This window comes from Pseudacidovorax intermedius (genome assembly GCF_003350475.1).
Classification (GTDB): Bacteria; Pseudomonadota; Gammaproteobacteria; order Burkholderiales; family Burkholderiaceae_C; genus Xenophilus; species Xenophilus intermedius.
In genome coordinates, this window is sequence record NZ_QQAV01000009.1 from 160,324 (window position 1) to 182,575 (window position 22,252).

Here is a 22,252-nt window from a genome sequence, read left to right on the forward strand (position 1 = left end):
CGTTTGTTGCCGGCTGTTGGCGGACCCGGCCTGACCGGATCTGCGGGGAAGCGATTCCGCTGCCGTCGTCCGTCGATCTGCGAGGCCTGGCCGGGCGGCCGCTTGGCGGGGCGCTGCCGTCGAGGAGGGGCGGGCACGTGATACACTCCCGCGGTTTCGTCGGTCCCGGCTGTCTTTCTGCATGCCGGGTTGGGCCCAGGGCAGCATGTGGCTGTGTGGCTTGCCGGCGGAATTCATCCGCGAACCAGCCCATTCAAGGTGTTCGCCACCAGGCCTTGCTGCCCGGTGCGATATGCGGGCTGGATTCAAGACCCAACCTTTGGAGAACTGCAATGTCCACCACCATGCGTGAGATGCTGGAAGCCGGCGTCCACTTCGGCCACCAGACCCGTTTCTGGAACCCCAAGATGGCTCCGTTCATCTTCGGCCACCGGAACAAGATCCACATCATCAACCTGGAAAAGTCGCTGCCGATGTTCCAGGACGCGCAGAAATACGCCAAGCAGCTGGCTGCCAACCGCGGCACCATCCTGTTTGTCGGCACCAAGCGCCAGGCCCGTGAAATCGTCTCCGACGAAGCCCGCCGTGCTGGCATGCCCTTCGTCGAAACCCGTTGGCTCGGCGGCATGCTGACCAACTTCAAGACGGTCAAGACCTCCATCAAGCGCCTCAAGGACATGAAGGCCCAGCAGGAAGCTGGCCTCGAAGGCATGTCCAAGAAGGAACAGCTGACCTTCACCCGCGAGATCGAGAAGCTCGAGAAGGACATCGGCGGCATCCAGGACATGAACGCCCTGCCGGACGCCATCTTCGTGATCGACGTGGGCTTCCACAAGATCGCCGTGTCCGAAGCCCGCAAGCTGGGCATTCCGCTGATCGGCGTGGTCGACTCCAACCACTCGCCCGAAGGCATCGACTACGTGATCCCCGGCAACGACGACTCCTCCAAGGCCGTCGCGCTGTACGCCCGTGGCATCGCTGATGCTGTCATCGAAGGCCGCAACAATGCAGTCAATGACGTGGTCAAGGCCGTCGCCGAAGGCGAGGGCGACGAATACGTCGAAGTCGAAGACAACGCTTCCGCCTCGGCCTGATTTCCAAGGCGGTCCGGAGAAGGGGCTTCGTGGCCCCTTTTTCGTTCCTCTGGCTACTGAAAACGATCTACGGAGTTAAGACATGGCAGCAATTACCGCAAGCATGGTCGCCGAGCTGCGCGCCAAGACCGATGCCCCCATGATGGAATGCAAGAAGGCCCTGACCGAGGCTGAAGGCAACATGGAAAAGGCCGAAGAGCTGCTGCGCGTCAAGCTGGGCAGCAAGGCCGGCAAGGCCGCCGCCCGCATCACCGCCGAAGGCGTGGTCGCTGCGAGCATCGAAGGCACCGTCGGTGCGCTGGTCGAAGTCAACAGCGAAACCGACTTCGTGAGCAAGAACGACAGCTTCATCGCCATGGCGCAGGCCGCAGCACAGCTGGTCGCGAAGCACAACCCGGCCGATGTGGCCGCGCTGGGCGCCCTGGAATACAGCCAGGACGGCTTCGGCCCCACGCTGGAAGACGTGCGCAAGGGCCTGATCGGCAAGATCGGCGAGAACATGTCGATCCGCCGCTTCAAGCGCTTCGACACCGGCGCCAAGTTGGCTTCCTACCTGCACGGCACGCGCATCGGCGTGGTCGTCGAGTACGAAGGTGACGACACGGCTGCCAAGGATGTGGCCATGCACGTGGCCGCCATGAAGCCCGTGGCGCTGTCCGCCAACGACGTGCCCGCCGAGCTGATCGAGAAGGAACGCGCCGTGGCCGCCGGCAAGGCTGAAGAGGACCGCAAGGCCGCCGAAGCTGCAGGCAAGAAGCCCCAGCCCGACGACATCGTGGCCAAGCGCATCGAAGGCGGCGTGCAGAAGTACCTCAAGGAGGTCTCGCTGTTCAACCAGGCCTTCGTCAAGAACGACAAGCAGACCGTCGAGCAGATGCTCAAGGAGAAGGCCACGACCGTGAAGGGCTTCACCCTGTACGTCGTCGGCGAAGGCATCGAGAAGAAGGTCGACGACTTCGCGGCCGAAGTCGCTGCACAGGTGGCTGCCGCCAAGGCCGGCGCCTGATCGTCCGCGCAGGCGGTGGCGGGCCCTGTAACGGGGCGTGCCACCGCTTTTTTCTTGCGCCTCACCACGTACACTCCCTCCCGCTTCAACATTCTGTTCCATTGCCTATGCAAGACGCCTCTCCCGCCCATAAGCGTATTCTTCTCAAGCTGTCGGGCGAGGCGCTGATGGGCGACGACGCCTTCGGCATCAATCGGGCGACCATCGTGCGCATGGTCGAGGAAGTGGCTGAAGTGGTGCGTCTGGGCGTCGAGGTGGCGGTGGTCATCGGCGGCGGCAACATCTTCCGCGGCGTCGCGGGCGGTGCCGTGGGCATGGACCGCGCGACGGCCGACTATATGGGCATGCTGGCCACGGTGATGAACTCGCTGGCCCTGGCCGACGCCATGAACAAGCAGGGCCTGACCGCGCGCGTCATGTCGGCCATCGCCATCGACCAGGTGGTGGAGCCGTACGTGCGGCCCAAGGCGCTTCAGTACCTCGAAGAGGGCAAGGTGGTCGTGTTCGCCGCCGGCACCGGTAACCCCTTCTTCACGACCGACACCGCCGCCGCATTGCGGGGTGCCGAAGTGGGCGCCGAATTGGTGCTCAAGGCCACCAAAGTCGACGGCGTGTACAGCGCCGATCCCAAGAAGGATCCGTCGGCCCAGCGCTATTCATCGCTGTCCTTCGACGAGGCCATTTCCCAGAACCTCGGCATCATGGACGCGACCGCCTTCGCGCTGTGCCGCGATCAGAAACTGCCCATCAAGGTGTTCTCCATCTTCAAGGCCGGTGCCCTCAAGCGCGTGGTGCTGGGTGAGGACGAAGGCACCTTGGTGCATGTCTGACAACGAGAACAAATCATGACCATTGCCGATATCCGCACCGGGACCGAAGCCAAGATGAAGCAGACGCTGACCGCGCTGCAGGGCCATCTCGCCAAGATCCGTACGGGCCGCGCCAATCCGGCCTTGCTGGACAGCATCCATGTCGAGTATTACGGCTCGCAGGTGCCGCTGTCGCAGGTGGCCAATGTGGCCCTGCTCGACGCGCGCACCATCAGCGTCCAGCCCTGGGAAAAGAACATGGGCGCCAAGATCGAGAAGGCCATCCGCGAAAGCGATCTGGGCCTCAATCCCGCCAGCATGGGTGAGCTGATCCGCGTGCCGATGCCGCCGATGAGCGAGGAGCGCCGCAAGGAGATGACCAAGCTGGCGCGCCACGAGGGCGAGAACGCCAAGGTGGCCACGCGCAACCTGCGCCGCGATGCCAACGAGTCGGTCAAGAAGCTGGTCAAGGACAAGGCGGCGTCGGAAGACGACCAGAAGCGCGCCGAGGCCGAGATCCAGAAAATGACCGACCGCTACATCGCGGAGATCGACAAGCTGGTGGCGGCCAAGGAAGCCGACATCCTGGCCGTCTGAGGCCCGCCCTGTCGCGTCGCCCATTCCCCGTGTCTTTTCCGGAACGCCGGAGCCAGGAGCCGACCCGTCCATGACTGCCCAACGTGTGCCGCGCCATGTCGCCATCGTGATGGACGGCAACGGCCGCTGGGCGACGCGCCGGTTCCTTCCTCGGGTGGCCGGCCACCGTCAAGGCGTCGAATCACTGCGCCGCTGCGTCCGAGCCTGCTCCGACCGCGGCATCGAGGTGCTGACTGTCTTTGCGTTTTCCTCGGAGAACTGGAACCGGCCCAAGGACGAAGTCTCCGGCCTGATGGACCTGCTGCTGCTGGTGTTGCAGCGCGAGGTGCCACGGTTGGCTGCGGACGGGGTGCAACTGCATTTCGTGGGTGATCGCACCGCCTTGTCGGCCCGGCTTGTGTCGGGCTTGTCCAAGGCCGAGGCGGACACTGCGCAGAACACGCGTTTGGTGCTGAACATCTGCTTCAACTATGGCGGCCGTTGGGACATCGCCCAGGCGGCGGCCCAGTTGGCCCGGCATGGTCATCCCATCACCGAGGAAAGCCTCGGCCGGGCCATGGCGCTGGCGCACAGCCCTGATCCGGACCTTGTGATCCGCACCGGGGGCGAGCAGCGCTTCTCCAACTTTCTGCTCTGGCAGAGCGCCTATTCCGAGCTGTACTTCACAGACTGCCTGTGGCCGGAGTTCGACGAGGCCGCGCTCGATCTGGCGATCGAGGCCTTCCGTGGCCGCGAGCGTCGCTTCGGCAAGACCTCTGAGCAGTTGGTGGCGGGCCACCAACCGCAGCCGCTGCAAAGCCAGGTGGCCTGAGCGACGGTCTCCATGCTGAAGCAGCGCATCATCACCGCCCTCGTCCTGCTGGCCGTTCTGCTGCCGGCGCTCTTCTACCCATCGCCCGAGCCTTTCGCCGGCGTCATGCTGGTGCTGGTGGCCGCAGCAGGTTGGGAATGGGGCCGTCTCAACGGTTACCGCCAGGGCATCGCCTTGCTGCTGGGTGGCGAGATGGTGCTGCTGTGCGCGTTGTCGTGGTGGCTGGGGCTGCTGTCGAAGCCGTTGCCTTTGCTGTGGACGGTGGCCGGCGCAGCCTGGGTGCTGGGTGGCGCCGCACTGCTGAAACTGGCGGTGCCGGGCTGGCCGCACATTCCAAAGGCCGTCCGTGTCGTTGGCGGGCTGCTGGCGCTGTGGGCGGCCTGGCTGGCGGCGGTGCAGGCGCGCACCATCGGCATCAATTTCCTGCTGTCGATTCTCGTCCTGGTCTGGGTGGCCGACGTGTTCGCGTACTTCGCGGGCCGCGCCTTCGGCCTTCGCTTCACCCATCGCAAGCTGGCGCCAGCCATCAGCCCTGGCAAGAGCTGGGAAGGCGTGTGGGGCGGCGTGGTTGGCGTGATCGTGCTGGCAGTGTGCTGGGTCTGGGCGGACCGGGCGGCCGCTGCCGTGGTCCCCAGCCTGTACACGCACCTGGCTGCACGCGGCTGGTGGCTGCTGCTGCTGGGCGTTGTGTTCCTTGCCGCGATGAGCGTGGTGGGCGACCTGGTCGAGTCGCTCATCAAGCGCAGCGCCGGCGCCAAGGACAGCAGCGGACTGTTGCCGGGCCACGGTGGCGTGCTCGACCGCATCGATGCGCTGCTTCCGACACTGCCACTGGCGATGATGCTGTCGTCACTGGCCTGATCTTCTTCAAGGGATTCCGGTGAGACAACGCGTGACCATCCTCGGGGCGACGGGCTCCGTGGGCACCAGCACCCTGGACGTGATCGCCCGCCATCCGGACCGCTACGAGGTCTTCGCCCTGACGGCCGCCACCCGCGTCGATGAACTAGCCGCACAGTGCCTGCGTTTCCAGCCCCGGTTCGCCGTCATGGCCGACGAGCGGGCGGCGCGCGGCCTGGCCTCGCGCCTGGAGGCCGCCCAACTGTCCACCCGCGTCCTGAGCGGCCCGCAGGCGCTGGACGAGGTGGCGGCCCATCCCGACGTCGATGCCGTGATGGCAGCCATCGTGGGCGCGGCCGGCCTGGCGTCGTGCCTTGCCGCCGCGGCGGCCGGCAAGCGGCTGCTTCTGGCCAACAAGGAGGCGCTGGTGGTGGGTGGCGCGCTGTTCATGGAGACGGTCCGCCGCGGTGGTGCGACCCTGCTGCCGATCGACAGCGAACATTCCGCCATCTTCCAGTGCCTGCCCGAAGACCCGGCCAGTTGGCCTCAACGGGTCGAGCGGCTGATCCTCACCGCGTCGGGCGGTCCCTTCCGTGGGCGCGACCCGTCCACTCTCTCGGACGTGACGCCGGACCAGGCTTGCGCGCATCCCAACTGGGTGATGGGTCGCAAGATCTCGGTGGATTCCGCCACCATGATGAACAAGGCGCTGGAGGTGATCGAGGCCCGGCATCTGTTCGGGCTGCCCCCGTCGCGCATCGAGGTGACGCTCCATCCGCAGAGCGTCATCCACTCCATGGTGGAGTTCATCGACGGCTCCGTGCTCGCGCAACTGGGGACGCCCGACATGCGCGTGCCGATCGCCTGCGGTCTGGCCTGGCCCGAACGGGTGGAGAGCGGTTCGCAGCGGCTCGACTTCCGTCAGCTGGCTTCGCTGACCTTCGAGGAGGCCGACGAGCGGCGCTTCCCGGGGCTTAAGCTTGCCTGGCAGGTGCTCGAGGCCGCGCCCGGCACGCCGGCGGTGCTCAACGCGGCGAACGAGGTGGCGGTGGCGGCCTTCCTGGACGGGCGGCTGCGCTTCGACAGGATCCACGCCGTCAACGTCGAAACTTTGGATCGTGTGCGGCCCTCGAAGGCGCAGTCCCTGGCCGATCTGCTGGATCTGGATGCGCAGGCCCGGCGTGCCGCCGAGCTTGCCGTCGGCCGGATGGCATCCTGACTGCAACCCCCTGCCTGCCATGCTTACCCTCGTTGCCTTCGTCGTCGCGCTGGGGCTGCTGATCGCCGTCCATGAATACGGCCATTACCGCGTGGCCGTGGCCTGCAATGTGCGGGTCATCCGTTTCTCCATCGGTTTCGGTCCCGCCTTGTTGCGGTGGAAGCCTCGCCGGCAGCGTCCCGGCCAGGACACGGAGTTCGTCGTGGGCGCGTTGCCGCTGGGCGGTTACGTGCGCATGCTCGACGAGCGCGAGGCACCGGTGGCGCCCGAAGAGCGCCATCGCGCTTTCAATACGCAACCCTTGCAGTCCCGGGCCGCCATCGTGGCTGCCGGCCCTGTGGCCAACCTGCTGCTGGCCGTTCTTCTCTACGCGGTGGTGGGATGGATCGGCGTCCAGGAGCCTGCAGCCGTGATCGGCAAGCCCGCCGAATCTTCCTTGGCTGCCCAGGCTGGGCTTCAGGGCGGCGAACGGGTGTTGCGGGTGGGGGATGACGGCGCCGACTCGCTCAGTCCCGTCTCCTCTTTCGAGGATCTTCGGTGGCAGGCGACGCGAGCCGCCCTGGACGGGCGCGACCTCCGGCTCGAGATCGAAGGCGCCGCAGGCCGAGGAACGCGCGAGGTGGTGCTGCCCCTGAGCAGCATGGGCGCACGAGATGCCGATCCGCAGATGTTCGCCAGGATCGGCCTGGCCGCGCCGTTCACCCGCCCGATCATCGGCGAGGTCATGGCCGACGGGGCTGCAAGCCGGTCCGGCCTGAAGGCGGGCGACCAGGTCCTGTCGGTCGGCAGCACGGCGGTGATCGACGGCCAGCACCTGCGCGAACTCATCCGCCGCTCGGTGGACGGGCGGGAAGGCCGCGCGCAACCCTGGCATCTCGAGCGGGACGGGCGGATGCTGACCCTGGAGGTGCGGCCCGACGTCCGCGACGAGTCGGGTACCGCCATCGGACGAATCGGCGCCTATGTCGGTGCCGCGCCCGAGATGGTGACGGTGCGGCAGGGCCCCCTGGATGGCCTCGTCAAGGGCGTACAACGCACCTGGGAGGTGTCGGCGCTGACGCTCAAGATGATGGGCAAGATGGTGATCGGGGAAGCGTCCATCAAGAACATCAGCGGGCCGCTCACCATCGCCGATTACGCGGGCAAGTCCGCCAGCCTGGGGCTGACCCAATACCTCGTCTTCCTGGCCCTCATCAGCGTGAGTCTGGGCGTGCTGAACCTGCTGCCGCTGCCGGTCCTCGATGGAGGGCACCTGATGTATTATCTTTGGGAGGGCCTGACTGGCAGGGGCGTGTCCGACGCCTGGATGGAACGTCTTCAGCGTGGGGGTGTCGCGCTGCTGCTGGTGATGATGTCGATTGCACTCTTCAACGACGTGAATCGTCTCTTTGGTTAACCTTCAGCCGGCCCCTGGCGGCGCCGGCCTTCTTCTTCACACATGAACCAACAGATCAGTCGCTTTCGCCTGCGCAGCGTGGCAGCGGTGCTCACCAGTGCGTTGGCCGCGACGGCCGCCTGGGCCATTGAGCCGTTCACCGTCCGGGACATCCGCATCGAGGGCCTGCAGCGTGTCGAGCCCGGCACGGTGTTCGCTTCCATTCCCCTGCGCGTCGGCGAGACCTACACCGATGATCGCGGCTCCGCGGCCATCCGTGCGCTGTTCGACCTGGGCCTGTTCAAGGACGTGCGCATCGACGTGAATGGCAACGTGGTGGTGGTGATCGTCGAGGAACGTCCCACCATCGCCGATGTCGACTTCGTGGGCGCCAAGGAGTTCGACAAGGAAGCGCTGAAGAAGGCGCTGCGCGAGGTCGGCCTGACCGACGGCCGTCCTTTCGACAAGGCGCTCGCGGATCGTGCAGAGCAGGAGCTCAAGCGCCAGTACATCTCCCGCAGCCTCTACAACGCCGAGGTGGTGACCACGGTGACGCCGATCGAGCGCAACCGGGTCAACCTCACGTTCACGGTCACCGAAGGCGCGCCCGCCCGCATCCGCGACATCCGGATCGTGGGGGCCAATGCCTTCAGCGAGTCCACGCTGCTCGGGCTGTTCGACCAGGACACCGGCGGTTGGCTGTCGTGGTACACGAAGTCGAACCAGTACTCGCGCACCAAGCTCAACGCCGACCTTGAGACGCTCAAGCAGTACTACATCACGCGTGGCTACATGGAGTTCCGTGTCGACTCCACGCAGGTGGCAATCTCGCCCAACCGGCAGGATCTGTCGATCACCGTAAACATCCACGAAGGTCCGAAGTACGTCGTCTCGGGTGTCCGCCTCGATGGCAACTACCTTGGGCGCGACGACGAGTTCAAATCGCTGATCACCATCAAGCCCGGCGAGGCGTACAACGGTGAGCAGGTGACGGAGACCACCAAGGCCTTCAACGACTACTTCGCCAGCTTCGGCTATGCCTTTGCCCGTGTGCAGGCCAAGCCGGAGATCGACCGTGAGAACAACCGTGTCGCGCTGGTGCTCCAGGCCGATCCGTCGCGCCGCGTCTACGTGCGCCGGATCAACGTGTCCGGCAACAACAAGACGCGCGACGAAGTGATCCGCCGCGAGTTTCGTCAATTCGAGGCTTCGTGGTACGACGGGGATCGCATCAAGCTGTCGCGCGAGCGGGTGGACCGTCTCGGCTATTTCACCGAGGTCAATGTCGACACGCAGGAAGTGCCGGGTTCGCCAGACCAGGTCGACCTGACCTACAACGTGGTCGAGAAGCCGACGGGCTCGCTGCAACTGGGCGCGGGTTTCTCGAGTTCGGACAAGATCTCGCTGAACTTCGGCATCACGCAGGAGAACGTCTTCGGATCGGGCAACTACCTCGGTCTGAACGTCAACACCAGCAAGTACTACCGCACCATCTCCCTGACCACCACGGACCCGTACTTCACGCAGGACGGCATCTCCCGGACGATCAGCGTCTTCCATCAGACCACGCGGCCGTACTACAGCACCGACGGCGACTACTCGCTCGTGGCCGAGGGCGGTTCGATCCGTTTCGGCGTGCCGTTCAGCGAAGTGGACACGGTCTTCTTCGGTGCGGGCATCGAACGCTACAAGTTCAAGCCGGGCGATGTGCCCGACTATTCGCTGCTCGCACTCGTCAACCCGGCCTTGGCGACCTACTACCGTGACCTGTACGGCAAGTCGATCCCGCAGGCGTACCTGAACTACTTCCAGTGCGGCTTCCAGTATGGCGCGGGCGGCTACGCCACCTCGCTGGACTGCAATCGCGACTCGGTCTGGGGTGTGCCCCTGACGATCGGCTGGGCCCGCGATGATCGGGACAGCGCCCTGGTTCCGACCAAGGGTCGCGTTCAGCGCGCCAACCTCGAGTTCGGCGTTGGCGGCGATTTCAGCTACGGCAAGACGAGCTACCAGTTCCAGCAGTACATCCCGCTGTCGAAGCAGTACACGTTGGCCCTCAATGCCGAACTGGGCTATGCCAAGGCGTTCGGCGGCAAGGACTACCCGATCTTCAAGAACTTCTATGCCGGTGGGCTGGGCTCCATCCGCGGCTTCGAGCAGAACTCGCTCGGTCCGCGCGACACGGTCACGACCGCGGCACTGGGTGGCACGAAGAAGGCCGTGTTCAACATCGAGCTGAGCACGCCGTTCCCGGGCGCGGGCAATGACCGCACGCTGCGTCTCTATACCTTCCTCGACGCCGGCAACGTGTTTGCCGACCGCCGCGACGGCCAGACCGATGAGCAGTGGAAGGCGCAGCAGCGCATCCGTGCCTCCTTCGGCCTGGGGATCAGCTGGATCTCGCCGCTCGGCCCTCTGCGCATCGCCTATGCAGTGCCGATCCGGCAGCAGAAGGAAGTGCCGGACCCCAACAATCCTCTCGTCCCGCTGGTGCCGGCGGACCGCACGCAGCGCGTCCAATTCCAGATCGGTACGGCATTCTGAGTCAGTCAATGAAGAAGATGTACTCGTGGTCTGCGGCCGCACTGCTGGCAGGCCTGATGATGACGGGCGTGTCGTACGCCCAGGAATCCTTCCGGTTTGGCGTGGTCAATCCTGATCGCGTGATGCGCGAGGCGCCGGCGGCCAAGGCCGCGCAGACTCGCCTGGAACAGGAGTTCCTCAAGCGCGAGAAGGACCTCAAGGACCAGGAAGCGGCCCTCAAGGCGGCCTCGGACAAGTTGGAGCGCGATGCGCCGACCCTGTCCGAGACGCAGCGGACCCAGCGGCAGCGTCAACTGGTCGATCAGGACCGCGATTTCCAGCGCAAGCGCCGTGAGTTCCAGGAAGACCTCAACCTCCGTCGCAGCGAAGAACTGCAGAAGGTGTACGAGAGCGCGCAACGTGCGATCAAGCAGGTCGCCGAGGCCGAGAAGTACGACGTGATCCTTCAGGATGCGGTCTACGTCAATCCCAAGCACGACATCACCGACAAGGTGATCAAGGCCCTGAACGCTGCGGCCGCGCCGAACGGCAGCGGCAGCAAGTGAAGCTGGCGCCGTGAGCCTGCTTCTGGGCGAGATCGTTGCCGCGCTCGGCGGCGAGCTGCTCGGCGATGCGGCGATGGTGGTGGAGCGCTTGGCATCGCTTGTGGCGGCCGGGCCGGCCGCCATCAGCTTCCTGAGCCACCCTCGTTATCGCAAGGAACTGTTGGCCTCCCGTGCGGGCTGCGTTATCGTGGCCCCGTCCATGCGGGACGAGGCAATGGCACGCGGAGCCTGCCTGGTCGTCGACGATCCCTACCTCTACTTTGCCCGGCTGACACAGCTGTGGAAGGCGCGGCACGCGCCGGCGCAACCACCGGGCATCCATCCCTCGGCGGTGGTCGATGTGGGTGCGCATGTCGATGCGACGGCGGTCATCGGTCCGCTGTGCGTGGTCGAACGCGGTGCGCGCATCGGGGCTGGTACCGTCCTCAAGTCGCGCGTCACCGTCAGCGAGGACTGTGTCATCGGTGATCGCTGCCTGCTCCATCCTGGCGTGGTCGTCGGTGCCGATGGCTTCGGACTGGCGCCTCATGAAGGTGCCTGGGTCAAGATCGAGCAGCTGGGCGCGGTGCGCATCGGCAACGACGTGGAGATCGGCGCCAACACCTGCATCGACCGGGGCGCGCTGGAGGACACGGTGCTCGAGGACGGCGTCAAGCTGGACAACCTCATCCAGATCGGCCACAACGTGCGCGTCGGTCGCAACACGGCCATGGCCGGTTGCGTGGGCGTGGCAGGGAGCGCCGACATCGGCGCGCAGTGCACCATCGGCGGCGGCGCGGTGGTGCTGGGTCACCTCAAGCTGGCGGATGGCGTCCATGTCTCCGCCGCCACCGTGGTCACCCGTTCGATCCTCAAGCCGGGGCAGTACACTGGCGTGTTTCCCATTGATGACAACGCGGCCTGGGAGCGCAATGCCGCCACGCTGCGTCATCTGCACCAGTTGCGCGAGCGCCTGCGCGCGCTCGAGAAGCAAGCCGCCTCCGGCCTGACACCATGACGAACACGCTCGACATCCACCAGATCCTCAAGCTCCTGCCCCATCGCTACCCCTTCCTGCTGGTCGACCGGGTGCTGGACATGGAGAAGGGCAAGCGCATCACGGCGCTGAAGAACGTGACGATGAACGAGCCGTTCTTCAACGGCCACTTTCCGCATCGCCCGGTGATGCCCGGCGTGCTGATGCTGGAGGCCATGGCGCAGGCCGCGGCACTGCTGTCCTTCCGCTCGCTGGACATCGTGCCGGACGACAACACCGTCTATTACTTTGCCGCCATCGACGGCGCACGCTTCAAGCGTCCGGTAGAGCCGGGCGACCAGCTGACGCTCGAGGTCGAGATCGACCGCATGAAGGCGGGCATCTCCAAGTTCCGGGGCCGCGCCAAGGTGGGCGAAGAACTCGCGTGCGAGGCCGAGCTGATGTGTGCCATGCGTCGCATCGAGGCCTGAGGCATGCCCCAGATCCACCCGACCGCCATCGTCGACCCGGGCGCCGAGCTGGATGCGTCGGTCAGCGTCGGCCCTTACGCCGTGATCGGGCCCAAGGTCCGCATCGGGGCGGGCACCTCCGTCGGCCCGCACTGTGTGATCGAAGGGCGCACGACCATCGGGCGTGACAACCGGATCTTCCAATTCGCGTCGCTCGGGGCGATTCCCCAGGACAAGAAATACGCCGGCGAGGACACGGCCCTCGAGATTGGCGACCGCAACACGATCCGGGAGTTCTGTACCTTCAACCTGGGCGTGCCAGGCGCCGGTGGTATCACGCGGGTGGGCCACGACAACTGGATCATGGCCTACAGCCACATTGCGCACGACTGCCGGGTCGGCGACCACACCACGCTGTCCAACAACACCACCCTGGCCGGCCATGTCGAACTGGGCGACTGGGTGACGGTGGGCGGCCTGGTGGGCATCCACCAGTTCGTGAAGGTGGGGGCGCATGCGATGGTCGGTTTCGCGACCGCCGTTTCCCAGGACGTCCCGCCCTTCATGCTGGTCGATGGCAATCCCATGGCCGTTCGCGGCTTCAACATCGTGGGCCTGAAGCGCCGGGATTTTTCGGCAGCGCGTCTTGCCGCCATCAAGCAGATGCATCGCTTGTTGTATCGCCAGGGCCGCACGCTCGACGACGCCCGCGCCGCCATCGACGCACTCGCCGTCGACATGCCCGATGCGGCAGTCGACGTTCAGCTGATGAGCGCCTTTCTCGCGGACAGCACGCGCGGCATTGCACGCTGACATGGCGGGGACTTCCGTGTCTTCGCGCCAGTTCGCGATGGTCGCGGGCGAGGCGTCCGGCGATCTCCTGGCCAGCCTGCTAATCGACGGTCTCAAGCCCCGTTGGCCCGACGCCTCGCTGGTGGGCATTGGTGGGCCGCAGATGCTTGCCCGCGGATTCGAGAGCTGGTGGCCCCAGGAAAAGCTCGCCGTGCGTGGCTACATCGAAGTGCTGCGCCACTATGCCGAGATCGCCGGCATCCGCAGGCACTTGCGGGCCCGCTTGCTGCGCGAATGGCCACAGCTGTTCATCGGCGTCGACGCACCCGATTTCAACCTCGATCTCGAGGCCGCACTGCGCGGGCGCGGCATCCGCACCGTCCACTTCGTCTGTCCCTCCATCTGGGCATGGCGGGCAGACCGCATCGAGAAGATCCGCGCCGCCGCCGACCATGTGCTGTGCATCTTCCCCTTCGAGCCCGCGCTGCTGGCGGAGCAGGGCGTCTCGGCCAGCTACGTGGGCCATCCGCTGGCGAATGTGATCCCGATGGAGGTGGATCGGCGTGCCGCCCGCCGCGCCCTGGATCTGGACGAAGACCGGCCCGTGGTCGCCCTCCTGCCCGGCAGCCGGCGTTCTGAACTGCGATATCTGGCGACACGCTTCTTCGCCGCCGCTGCGCGCATGCGGCGCAGCCAGCCGGAGCTCCAGTTCGTGGCGCCCATCATCCCCAGCCTGCGCGCGGAGGCCGAGGCCTTGCTGGCAGCCAGCGAAATGGCCGGCGCGATCAGGCTCGTCGACGGCCGCTCGCACCAGGTGCTGGCCAGCTGCGACGTGACGCTGATCGCCAGCGGCACGGCCACGCTGGAGGCGGCGCTCTTCAAGCGGCCCATGGTGATCGCCTACAACATGAACCGCGTCTCCTGGCACCTCATGCACCGGCAGCAGCTGCAGCCCTGGGTGGGACTGCCGAACATCCTGTGCAGCGATTTCGTCGTGCCGGAATTGCTGCAGGAAGCTGCCACGCCGCAGGCACTCGCTGATGCCACGCTGGCGTGGCTCGACGCGCCGGACCGCGTGGCCGCACTGCGCCAGCGGTTTACGCAACTCCATGGTGAGTTGCTGCGTGACACCCCCACACTCTGTGCCGATGCGATCGAGAAAGTCCTCCAAGCCTGAACAGGTGCCCCTCGCGTGGGATGCCCCGGGCCTGCTGGCCGGCGTGGACGAGGCCGGGCGCGGCCCCCTGGCCGGACCGGTGGTGGCGGCGGCGGTGATCCTGGACGACCTGCACCCCATCAAAGGCCTGGCCGATTCCAAGGTGCTCACGCCGCTGCGGCGCGAGAAACTGCACGACGAGATCCTGGCCAAGGCACTGTGCTGCTCGATCGCCACCGCCACGGTGGAGGAGATCGACACCCACAACATTCTGCAGGCGACGATGCTGGCCATGCGCCGCGCCGTGCAGGGCCTGCGCCTGCGGCCCTCCAAGGTGCTGGTCGACGGCAACCGCCTGCCGCCCCTGGATGTGCTGGCCGAAGCCATCGTCAAGGGCGACGCGCGGGTGAAGGCCATTTCTGCCGCCTCGATCCTCGCCAAGGTCCATCGGGACCGGCTGTGCCTGGCGCTGCACGATGAGTTTCCGCAGTATGGCTTTGCCGCCCACAAGGGCTATGGCACCCCCGAGCACCTGGCGGCGTTGCGCCAGCACGGTGCCTGCGTCCATCACCGGCGTTCGTTCTCGCCTGTAGCGCAGGCGCTGCAGGTGGCCGGCGTGCCGCCCGTGGTGGTGCAGGTGGAGAGCACCGTGCGGGTGCAGCTGGCCGCATCACCGGAGCGTCTGCTGCCATGAGTGCGGGTTCGAGGGCCCCGGACGGTTTCCACTCCCCGGCCACGCCTCACCGTGCGGCCGAGCCCGTGCGCATCAGCTCGCGCGACAACCCGCTTCTGAAGGATTTGCGTCGCCTGGCCCGCGAGGGCACCGCCTACCGGCGCCTGGGACGGCTCTGGCTGGAGGGGGACCACCTTTGCAGTGCGGCGCTGAATCGGGGTCTTCGGCCGGCGGCTGCGGTCTTCGCGGAATCCTTCTGGGCCCACGCGCCGAAGCAGCTCGCCGAGGCGGCGCCCAAGGTCTTCCTGCTGCCGGACGCGCTGCTGGCGGAGGCCAGTGGATTGGAGTCACCCGCGCCGGTCGGCTTCCTGATGGATCTGCCTGAGCAGCATTCCGTCCAGGCGGGACTGGCGTCGGTCGTGCTCGACCGCCTTCAGGATCCCGGCAACGTCGGCTCCATCCTGCGCAGTGCATCTGCCTTTGGATTCGGGCAGATCCTGGCACTCAAGGGAACGGTGGCGCTGTGGTCGCCGAAGGTGATGCGGGCGGGCATGGGGGCGCACTTCGCCTTGCGGCTCGTTGAAGGCCTGGAGTCCGAGGCCGTGGGCGATCTTGGCTTGCCGCTGCTGGCCACGAGCTCCCATCGGGGGCTCTGGCTGCACCAGGCCCCGTTGCCCTGGCCCTGCGCCTGGATGATGGGGCACGAAGGGCAGGGGTTGGGCGCGGGGCTCGATGCCCGGGCGGACCTGCACATCCGCATTGCCCAGCCGGGTGGCGAGGAGTCGCTCAACGTCGCAGCCGCAGCCGCCGTCTGCCTTCACGCCAGCGCCGCCTTGAAGCTGTCCGCGCAGCCCTGACGGGGGAACCGCCCGGGGCGCGCAACGCGCTTCCGGGCGTGCAATTTCTCACACTCGTGCGTAACTTGCTGGGCAAGCGGCGCCCGTTGGGGCAGAATTGTGAACTTTCGTGTCAAAAACATTGACCGAGTTGGCGAAAACGTCAGCCAGGATACTGTTTGCGCTCGTTCATGCAACATCACGGTGGCAACGGTGCGGCGCCCCAGGTGCTGAATCAGCTGGTCAATGCGGTGGTAGCGGCCGTGCTGCTGGTGGCGGCGGTGTTTGCTGCCCTCGTGTTCACCTGGTCGGTCCAGCGCGTGCGTGCGGTGCACGAGATCGAAGACCAGCTGCAGGTGTATCGCCTCGCCCTGAGCGCGGTCGAACAGGTGTCGGCCGAGCGCGGGCCGATGAATGCAGCCCTCGGACGCCCCGGCCAGTTCGCGCCGACGCTGGATGCGGCGCGCCGCAAGACAGACATTTCCCTCGAAGCCCTCCGACGTGCCGCGTCGGCCTGCAGTTCCTGCCAGCTGGGCCCCTACGAATTCGCGGCCATCGAGAGCGAGTTGCAGCAGGCCCGCACGCAGGTGCAGGCCATGCTGACGCAGACGCTCGCGCAGCGTGACCCGGGGCAGATGGCCCTGACCATCGAGCGCATGATCGGCGTCGTTGATCTCGAGTTCCGACTGATCGACCAACTCGGCCAGAACCTCCAGCGGCTCGCGCCGGAGATTGCCGCCCCCGTGACCCGGGCCCGGCTGGCCGCCCGCCTGAGGGAGAACGCAGGGCGCCTGGGCTCCCGGTTGACCGTGGCCCTGGCCACCCAGCGCGAGCTGTCCGCCCCTGAGCGGCAGGGGGTGGCCGAGCTGCTGGGGCGGATCCGCCAGCTCTGCGAACTGCTGCAGGCATCGATACCTGCCGCGCAGGGCCAGGGTGAAGAAGCCCGGGCCTTCGGGCGCGTGGCCGACATCTACTTCGGCCAGGGCATGACCTATTTCGACGCGACCCTCGAGCGCATGGCGCAGCGTCGCGGTCCGACACCTGCCGAGTTCGCGGAGGCCTATGTCCCCACCATGGCGCCGATCGTGGCGCTGCGGGATCTGGAGACCCGGCTGGCGCAGAGCCATCTCTCCGGTCTGCACGATCGCGCCTGGTGGGTGCTGGTGGGCGTGGTGGTCGCCACGCTGTCGCTGACGATGCTGCTGGCCGTAGGCCTCGTGATGCTCAACCGTCGGCTGCTCTCACCCCTGCTCGACACCGTGCACCGGTTGATCGGCCTGACCCAGGAAGACACCACGTTCACGCCGCTGGCGCCGGCGCAGCGGCGCGGCGGGTATGCGCGCGAACTGAGGACCATCTTTGCCGCTCTGCGGCATCTGGAGGACCTTCTGCAGCGCTCGATCCATGTGCGCCGCGAACGCGATGCCCTGATTGCCCGCCTGCATGTGCTGGCCGGCACGGACCACCTGACCGGGCTGCCCAACCGCCGCACCTTCGAGCAGCGGCTGCAGCAGGCCGGTGCCGAGAGCGGTGGCCAGATGCTGGCGCTGATCATGTTCGACATCGACCACTTCAAGCAGATCAATGACCAGCATGGGCATGAGGTGGGAGACCAGTTGCTGCGACAGCTGGCGGACCGGCTGCGGTCGACCCTGCACCGGCCCGACCAGACCGCACGCATCGGGGGTGAGGAGTTCGTGGTGTTCCGGGCCGTGGCCCGTCCGGCCGAGGCCATGGCGTTGGCGGAACAACTGCGCAGCGCCCTGGGGCGACCGTTCTCGATCCCGGACCACGGCACCATGGCTGTGACTGCGAGCTTCGGCGTGGCGCTCACGCGCCAGAACGCCAAGGTCCACACTCACGAACTCCTGCGCCGCGCCGACCAGGCGCTCTATCGCGCCAAGCGGGCCGGGCGCAACCGGTGCGAGATGGCGGACTTCGACGTGTCGGCATACACCAGCCGGCTCGAGGGTGAGACGGCGAGGCTACAATAGGCGGCTTTTCGCAAACAGCGTCGCCCGATTCTTTTCTTCGCCAGAAAATTCCCTAGCACTGTTCGCAGCCAGCGCGGCCACGAACCTTGGGCGACCGTCTTATCCGGAGAACCCAGTGCTTTTGTCCCTCCAAGGGTCTTTTTCGCCCGCCATCCTGGCGCTCGCTGACGGCACGGTCTTTCTCGGCAAGTCGATCGGTGCCCCCGGCACCACAGTCGGCGAGGTGGTGTTCAACACCGCCATCACCGGCTATCAGGAAATCCTCACCGACCCCAGCTACCTGCAGCAGATCGTCACCCTGACGTATCCGCACATCGGCAACTACGGCGTCAACGAGGAAGACATCGAAGCCGACAAGATCCAGGCCGCCGGGCTCATCATCAAGGACCTGCCGCTGCTGGCGTCCAACTTCCGCAAGACCCGCAGCCTGAGCGAGTACCTCGCCGCCAACGGCACCGTTGCCATCGCCGGCATCGACACCCGCCGCCTGACCCGCCACCTGCGCACCCATGGTGCCCAGAACGGCACGATCGTCGGCCTGGCTGCCGGCGAGACGCCCACGCAGGAACGCATCGACGCCGCCATCGCCGCCGCCAAGGCGGCGCCCTCGATGGCGGGACTGGATCTTGCCAAGGTGGTCTCCACCCGCCAGACCTACGAGTGGACGCAGACCGAGTGGAAGCTGGGCGCCGGCTACGGCGTGCAGATCACGCCGCGCTTCCATGTCGTGGCCTTCGACTTCGGCGTCAAGAAGAACATCCTGCGCATGCTGGCGCAGCGCGGCGCCCGCATCACGGTGGTGCCGGCACAGACGCCCGCGGCGGACGTGCTCAAGCTCAAGCCCGACGGCGTCTTCCTGGCCAATGGTCCTGGCGACCCCGAGCCCTGCGACTACGCCATTGCCGCAGCGCGCGAACTGATCGAGACCGGCATTCCCACCTTCGGCATCTGCCTCGGCCACCAGATCATGGCCCTGGCCTCGGGCGCCAAGACCTTCAAGATGAAGTTCGGCCACCACGGTGGCAACCATCCGGTCAAGGACCTGGACACCGGCCGAGTCTCCATCACGAGCCAGAACCACGGCTTCGCCGTGGACGAGAAGACGCTGCCCGCCAACCTGCGGGCGACGCACATCAGCTTGTTCGACAACACGCTGCAGGGCCTGGCGCGTACTGACAAGCCGGCCTTCTGCTTCCAGGGGCACCCCGAGGCATCGCCCGGCCCGCACGACATCGGCTACCTCTTCGACCGCTTCACGGCCCTCATCGAAAAACACAAGGCGGAGGCGGTGAATGCCTAAGCGCACAGACATCAAGAGCATCCTCATCATTGGCGCCGGCCCGATCGTCATCGGCCAGGCCTGCGAGTTCGACTACTCCGGCGTGCAGGCCTGCAAGGCGCTGCGCGAAGAGGGCTACAAGGTCATCCTGATCAACAGCAATCCCGCGACGATCATGACTGACCCGGCCACGGCCGACGTCACCTACATCGAGCCCATCACCTGGCCGACGGTGGAGAAGATCATCGCCAAGGAGCGGCCCGACGCCATCCTGCCGACCATGGGCGGCCAGACGGCGCTCAATTGCGCGCTTGACCTGTGGCGCAATGGCGTGCTCGACAAATACAAGGTCGAGCTGATCGGCGCCACGCCCGAGGCCATCGACAAGGCCGAAGACCGCCTGAAGTTCAAGGACGCGATGACCAAGATCGGCCTGGGCTCGGCCCGCTCCGGCATCGCGCATTCCATGGACGAGGCCTGGGCGGTGCAGAAGAGTGTCGGCTTCCCGACCGTGATCCGCCCCAGCTTCACGCTGGGCGGCACCGGCGGCGGCATCGCCTACAACCCTGAAGAGTTCGAGACCATCTGCAAGCGCGGCCTGGAAGCCTCGCCCACCAACGAGCTGCTGATCGAAGAGTCGCTGCTCGGCTGGAAGGAGTACGAGATGGAAGTGGTCCGCGACAAGGCGGACAACTGCATCATCGTGTGCTCCATCGAGAACCTGGACCCGATGGGCGTGCATACGGGCGACTCGATCACCGTGGCTCCCGCGCAGACGCTGACTGACAAGGAATACCAGATCATGCGCAACGCGTCGCTCGCGGTGCTGCGCGAGATCGGCGTGGACACGGGCGGCTCCAACGTGCAGTTCTCGGTCAATCCGAAGGATGGCCGCATGATCGTCATCGAGATGAACCCGCGCGTGTCGCGTTCGTCGGCGCTGGCCTCCAAGGCGACGGGCTTCCCGATCGCCAAGGTCGCGGCCAAGCTGGCCGTGGGGTACACGCTGGACGAGCTGCGCAACGAGATCACCGGCGGCGCCACGCCGGCTTCCTTCGAGCCCTCGATCGACTACGTGGTCACCAAGATTCCGCGCTTCGCCTTCGAGAAGTTCCCGCAGGCCGATTCGCGCCTGACCACGCAAATGAAGTCCGTGGGCGAGGTGATGGCCATGGGCCGCACCTTCCAGGAGTCCTTCCAGAAGGCGCTGCGCGGCCTGGAAGTGGGCGTGGACGGCATGAACGAGAAGACCCAGGACCGCGAAGTGCTCGAGAAGGAGCTGGGCGAGCCCGGCCCCGAGCGCATCTGGTACGTGGGCGATGCCTTCGCCCAGGGCCTGAGCGTGGACGAGGTGTTCGACCTGACCAAGATCGACCGCTGGTTCCTGGTGCAGATCGAGGAGATCGTGAAGATCGAGCTCGAGCTGGAGACCAAGACCCTCGACGACATCGACGCCGACACGCTGCGCGTGCTCAAGCAGAAGGGCTTCTCGGACCGCCGCCTGGCGCGCCAGCTCAAGACCACCGACAAGGCCATCCGCGACAAGCGGCGCGCCCTGGGCATCCGGCCGGTCTACAAGCGCGTGGACACCTGTGCCGCCGAATTCGCCACCGACACCGCCTACATGTACTCCACCTACGACGAGGAGTGCGAGGCCGAGCCGACGGACAAGAAGAAGATCATGGTGCTCGGCGGCGGTCCCAACCGCATCGGCCAGGGCATCGAGTTCGACTACTGCTGCGTGCATGCGGCGCTGGCGATGCGCGAGGACGGGTACGAGACCATCATGGTCAACTGCAACCCCGAGACCGTCTCGACCGACTACGACACCTCCGACCGCCTGTACTTCGAGCCGCTGACGCTGGAAGACGTGCTGGAGATCGTCGACAAGGAAAAGCCCACCGGTGTGATCGTGCAGTACGGTGGCCAGACGCCACTGAAGCTGGCGCTCGACCTGGAGGCCAACGGCGTGCCGATCATCGGCACCACGCCCGACATGATCGACGCCGCGGAAGACCGCGAGCGCTTCCAGCAGCTGCTGCACGAGCTGGGTCTGCGCCAGCCGCCCAACGCCACGGCCCGCACCGAGGCCGAAGCGCTGGAGAAGGCCGCCGCGCTGGGCTATCCGCTGGTGGTGCGCCCGAGCTACGTGCTGGGCGGCCGCGCGATGGAGATCGTGCACGAGCAGCGCGACCTGGAGCGCTACATGCGCGAGGCTGTCAAGGTGAGCAACGACTCGCCGGTGTTGCTGGACCGCTTCCTGAACGACGCCGTCGAATGCGACGTCGACTGCATCCGCGATGCCGAGGGCGCCACGCTCATCGGCGGCGTGATGGAGCACATCGAGCAGGCCGGTGTGCACTCGGGCGACTCCGCCTGCTCGCTGCCGCCCTACAGCCTCAAGGCCGAGACCATCGCCGAACTCAAGCGCCAGAGCGCCGCCATGGCCAAGGCCCTGAACGTGGTCGGCCTGATGAACGTGCAGTTCGCCATCCAGGAAAAAGACGGCCAGGACGTGATCTACGTGCTGGAAGTGAACCCGCGCGCCTCGCGCACGGTGCCCTATGTGAGCAAGGCCACGGGCGTCCAACTGGCCAAGGTCGCGGCCCGCTGCATGGCCGGCCAGTCGCTGGCCAGCCAGGGCGTCACCAAGGAAGTCACGCCGCCGTACTTCAGCGTCAAGGAAGCGGTGTTCCCCTTCGTCAAGTTCCCGGGCGTGGATCCGATCCTCGGGCCGGAGATGAAGTCCACCGGCGAGGTGATGGGCGTTGGAAAGACCTTCGGCGAAGCCTTCGTCAAGAGCCAGCTGGGCGCCGGCACCATCCTGCCGAAGTCGGGCAAGGTCTTCATCTCGGTGAAGAACAACGACAAGGCCCGCGCGGTGGAATGCGCCCGCGGCCTGGCCAAGCTGGGCTTCGAGCTGATCGCCACCAAGGGCACGGCGGCCGCCATCCAGGCCGCGGGCCTGGCCTGCGCGGTGGTCAACAAGGTGACCGAGGGCCGTCCGCACATCGTGGACATGATCAAGAACAACGAGATCGCCCTGGTCATCAACACGGTGGAAGAGCGCCGCAACGCCATCGCCGATTCCCGCCTGATCCGTACCTCAGCGCTGCTGGCCCGCGTGACCACCATCACGACGATCTTCGGCGCCGAGGCCGCCGTCGAGGGCATGCAGCACCTGCAGGACCTGGGCGTGATCTCCGTGCAGGAGATGCACGCGGAGCTGGCCGGCGCCTGACCGCGGCGGCGGACGA

19 protein-coding genes are annotated in these 22,252 nt (G+C 66.5%); all 19 read left to right on the forward strand.

The genetic code is table 11. From position 1 onward, the window contains the following. Positions 1-332 precede the first annotated feature (332 nt). Entirely contained in the window at positions 333-1,094 is a 762-nt protein-coding gene (gene rpsB / locus DFR41_RS20485) for a 30S ribosomal protein S2 (protein WP_017759734.1), read from the forward strand. An 82-nt stretch (positions 1,095-1,176) separates the two neighbouring features. Next, complete coding sequence (tsf, locus tag DFR41_RS20490; RefSeq protein ID WP_043112665.1) at positions 1,177-2,100, forward strand: translation elongation factor Ts; 924 nt, start codon at positions 1,177-1,179, stop codon at positions 2,098-2,100. Between the two features lie 107 nt (positions 2,101-2,207). Beyond that, the gene (gene pyrH, locus DFR41_RS20495) at positions 2,208-2,930 is read left to right on the forward strand and encodes a UMP kinase (protein WP_043112667.1); all 723 of its coding nucleotides are present in this window, start codon (positions 2,208-2,210) and stop codon (positions 2,928-2,930) included. Positions 2,931-2,945: 15 nt separating this feature from the next. Beyond that, positions 2,946-3,506 carry a ribosome recycling factor gene (gene frr, locus DFR41_RS20500; RefSeq protein WP_114804087.1) on the forward strand — a complete coding sequence of 187 codons (561 nt, stop codon included), beginning with the start codon at positions 2,946-2,948 and terminating at the stop codon, positions 3,504-3,506. Between the two features lie 70 nt (positions 3,507-3,576). Beyond that, positions 3,577-4,317: a polyprenyl diphosphate synthase gene (gene uppS, locus DFR41_RS20505; RefSeq protein ID WP_043112674.1), complete on the forward strand. Its 741-nt coding sequence runs from the start codon at positions 3,577-3,579 to the stop codon at positions 4,315-4,317. Between the two features lie 12 nt (positions 4,318-4,329). After that, positions 4,330-5,178: a phosphatidate cytidylyltransferase gene (locus DFR41_RS20510; protein ID WP_017757627.1), complete on the forward strand. Its 849-nt coding sequence runs from the start codon at positions 4,330-4,332 to the stop codon at positions 5,176-5,178. 19 nt (positions 5,179-5,197) lie between these two features. Beyond that, the gene (gene ispC, locus DFR41_RS20515) at positions 5,198-6,376 is read left to right on the forward strand and encodes a 1-deoxy-D-xylulose-5-phosphate reductoisomerase (protein ID WP_043112677.1); all 1,179 of its coding nucleotides are present in this window, start codon (positions 5,198-5,200) and stop codon (positions 6,374-6,376) included. A 19-nt stretch (positions 6,377-6,395) separates the two neighbouring features. Continuing rightward, positions 6,396-7,772: an RIP metalloprotease RseP gene (gene rseP / locus DFR41_RS20520; RefSeq protein ID WP_114804149.1), complete on the forward strand. Its 1,377-nt coding sequence runs from the start codon at positions 6,396-6,398 to the stop codon at positions 7,770-7,772. 42 nt (positions 7,773-7,814) lie between these two features. Then, positions 7,815-10,295 carry an outer membrane protein assembly factor BamA gene (bamA, locus tag DFR41_RS20525; RefSeq protein WP_017761655.1) on the forward strand — a complete coding sequence of 827 codons (2,481 nt, stop codon included), beginning with the start codon at positions 7,815-7,817 and terminating at the stop codon, positions 10,293-10,295. An 8-nt stretch (positions 10,296-10,303) separates the two neighbouring features. Then, a complete protein-coding gene (locus DFR41_RS20530) occupies positions 10,304-10,840 on the forward strand; it encodes an OmpH/Skp family outer membrane protein (protein ID WP_017761654.1) in 537 nt (178 codons plus the stop codon). Positions 10,841-10,850: 10 nt separating this feature from the next. Further along, positions 10,851-11,837 carry a UDP-3-O-(3-hydroxymyristoyl)glucosamine N-acyltransferase gene (gene lpxD, locus DFR41_RS20535; RefSeq protein WP_114804088.1) on the forward strand — a complete coding sequence of 329 codons (987 nt, stop codon included), beginning with the start codon at positions 10,851-10,853 and terminating at the stop codon, positions 11,835-11,837. Further along, on the forward strand, positions 11,834-12,286 hold the full coding sequence (gene fabZ, locus DFR41_RS20540; protein WP_017761652.1) for a 3-hydroxyacyl-ACP dehydratase FabZ: 453 nt from the start codon (positions 11,834-11,836) through the stop codon (positions 12,284-12,286). Before lpxD ends, fabZ begins: the two co-directional genes overlap by 4 nt. Before the next feature lie 3 nt (positions 12,287-12,289). After that, on the forward strand, positions 12,290-13,078 hold the full coding sequence (lpxA, locus tag DFR41_RS20545; RefSeq protein ID WP_017761651.1) for an acyl-ACP--UDP-N-acetylglucosamine O-acyltransferase: 789 nt from the start codon (positions 12,290-12,292) through the stop codon (positions 13,076-13,078). A 1-nt stretch (position 13,079) separates the two neighbouring features. Next, on the forward strand, positions 13,080-14,234 hold the full coding sequence (lpxB, locus tag DFR41_RS20550) for a lipid-A-disaccharide synthase (RefSeq protein WP_231394027.1): 1,155 nt from the start codon (positions 13,080-13,082) through the stop codon (positions 14,232-14,234). Further along, entirely contained in the window at positions 14,206-14,907 is a 702-nt protein-coding gene (gene rnhB, locus DFR41_RS20555; RefSeq protein ID WP_114804089.1) for a ribonuclease HII, read from the forward strand. The genes lpxB and rnhB overlap by 29 nt, the downstream gene beginning before the upstream one ends. Beyond that, complete coding sequence (locus tag DFR41_RS20560) at positions 14,904-15,743, forward strand: TrmH family RNA methyltransferase (protein ID WP_114804090.1); 840 nt, start codon at positions 14,904-14,906, stop codon at positions 15,741-15,743. The genes rnhB and DFR41_RS20560 overlap by 4 nt, the downstream gene beginning before the upstream one ends. Positions 15,744-15,913: 170 nt before the next feature. After that, positions 15,914-17,716: a GGDEF domain-containing protein gene (locus DFR41_RS20565; RefSeq protein ID WP_114804091.1), complete on the forward strand. Its 1,803-nt coding sequence runs from the start codon at positions 15,914-15,916 to the stop codon at positions 17,714-17,716. A gap of 115 nt (positions 17,717-17,831) precedes the next feature. Further along, positions 17,832-19,016: a glutamine-hydrolyzing carbamoyl-phosphate synthase small subunit gene (carA, locus tag DFR41_RS20570; RefSeq protein ID WP_114804092.1), complete on the forward strand. Its 1,185-nt coding sequence runs from the start codon at positions 17,832-17,834 to the stop codon at positions 19,014-19,016. After that, positions 19,009-22,236: a carbamoyl-phosphate synthase large subunit gene (carB, locus tag DFR41_RS20575; protein ID WP_017760243.1), complete on the forward strand. Its 3,228-nt coding sequence runs from the start codon at positions 19,009-19,011 to the stop codon at positions 22,234-22,236. Before carA ends, carB begins: the two co-directional genes overlap by 8 nt. Positions 22,237-22,252 lie beyond the last annotated feature (16 nt).

Bases quoted from the DNA above. Each gene is read 5' to 3' on its own strand.
- lpxA (WP_017761651.1), top strand. From the start codon at position 12,290: ATGCCCCAGATCCACCCGACCGCCATCGTCGACCCGGGCGCCGAGCTG.
- rpsB (WP_017759734.1), top strand. From the start codon at position 333: ATGTCCACCACCATGCGTGAGATGCTGGAAGCCGGCGTCCACTTCGGC.
- uppS (WP_043112674.1), top strand. From the start codon at position 3,577: ATGACTGCCCAACGTGTGCCGCGCCATGTCGCCATCGTGATGGACGGC.
- tsf (WP_043112665.1), top strand. From the start codon at position 1,177: ATGGCAGCAATTACCGCAAGCATGGTCGCCGAGCTGCGCGCCAAGACC.
- frr (WP_114804087.1), top strand. From the start codon at position 2,946: ATGACCATTGCCGATATCCGCACCGGGACCGAAGCCAAGATGAAGCAG.
- rnhB (WP_114804089.1), top strand. From the start codon at position 14,206: ATGCGATCGAGAAAGTCCTCCAAGCCTGAACAGGTGCCCCTCGCGTGG.
- carB (WP_017760243.1), top strand. From the start codon at position 19,009: ATGCCTAAGCGCACAGACATCAAGAGCATCCTCATCATTGGCGCCGGC.
- fabZ (WP_017761652.1), top strand. From the start codon at position 11,834: ATGACGAACACGCTCGACATCCACCAGATCCTCAAGCTCCTGCCCCAT.
- lpxB (WP_231394027.1), top strand. From the start codon at position 13,080: ATGGCGGGGACTTCCGTGTCTTCGCGCCAGTTCGCGATGGTCGCGGGC.
- DFR41_RS20530 (WP_017761654.1), top strand. From the start codon at position 10,304: ATGAAGAAGATGTACTCGTGGTCTGCGGCCGCACTGCTGGCAGGCCTG.
- DFR41_RS20510 (WP_017757627.1), top strand. From the start codon at position 4,330: ATGCTGAAGCAGCGCATCATCACCGCCCTCGTCCTGCTGGCCGTTCTG.
- pyrH (WP_043112667.1), top strand. From the start codon at position 2,208: ATGCAAGACGCCTCTCCCGCCCATAAGCGTATTCTTCTCAAGCTGTCG.
- rseP (WP_114804149.1), top strand. From the start codon at position 6,396: ATGCTTACCCTCGTTGCCTTCGTCGTCGCGCTGGGGCTGCTGATCGCC.
- bamA (WP_017761655.1), top strand. From the start codon at position 7,815: ATGAACCAACAGATCAGTCGCTTTCGCCTGCGCAGCGTGGCAGCGGTG.
- DFR41_RS20565 (WP_114804091.1), top strand. From the start codon at position 15,914: ATGCAACATCACGGTGGCAACGGTGCGGCGCCCCAGGTGCTGAATCAG.
- DFR41_RS20560 (WP_114804090.1), top strand. From the start codon at position 14,904: ATGAGTGCGGGTTCGAGGGCCCCGGACGGTTTCCACTCCCCGGCCACG.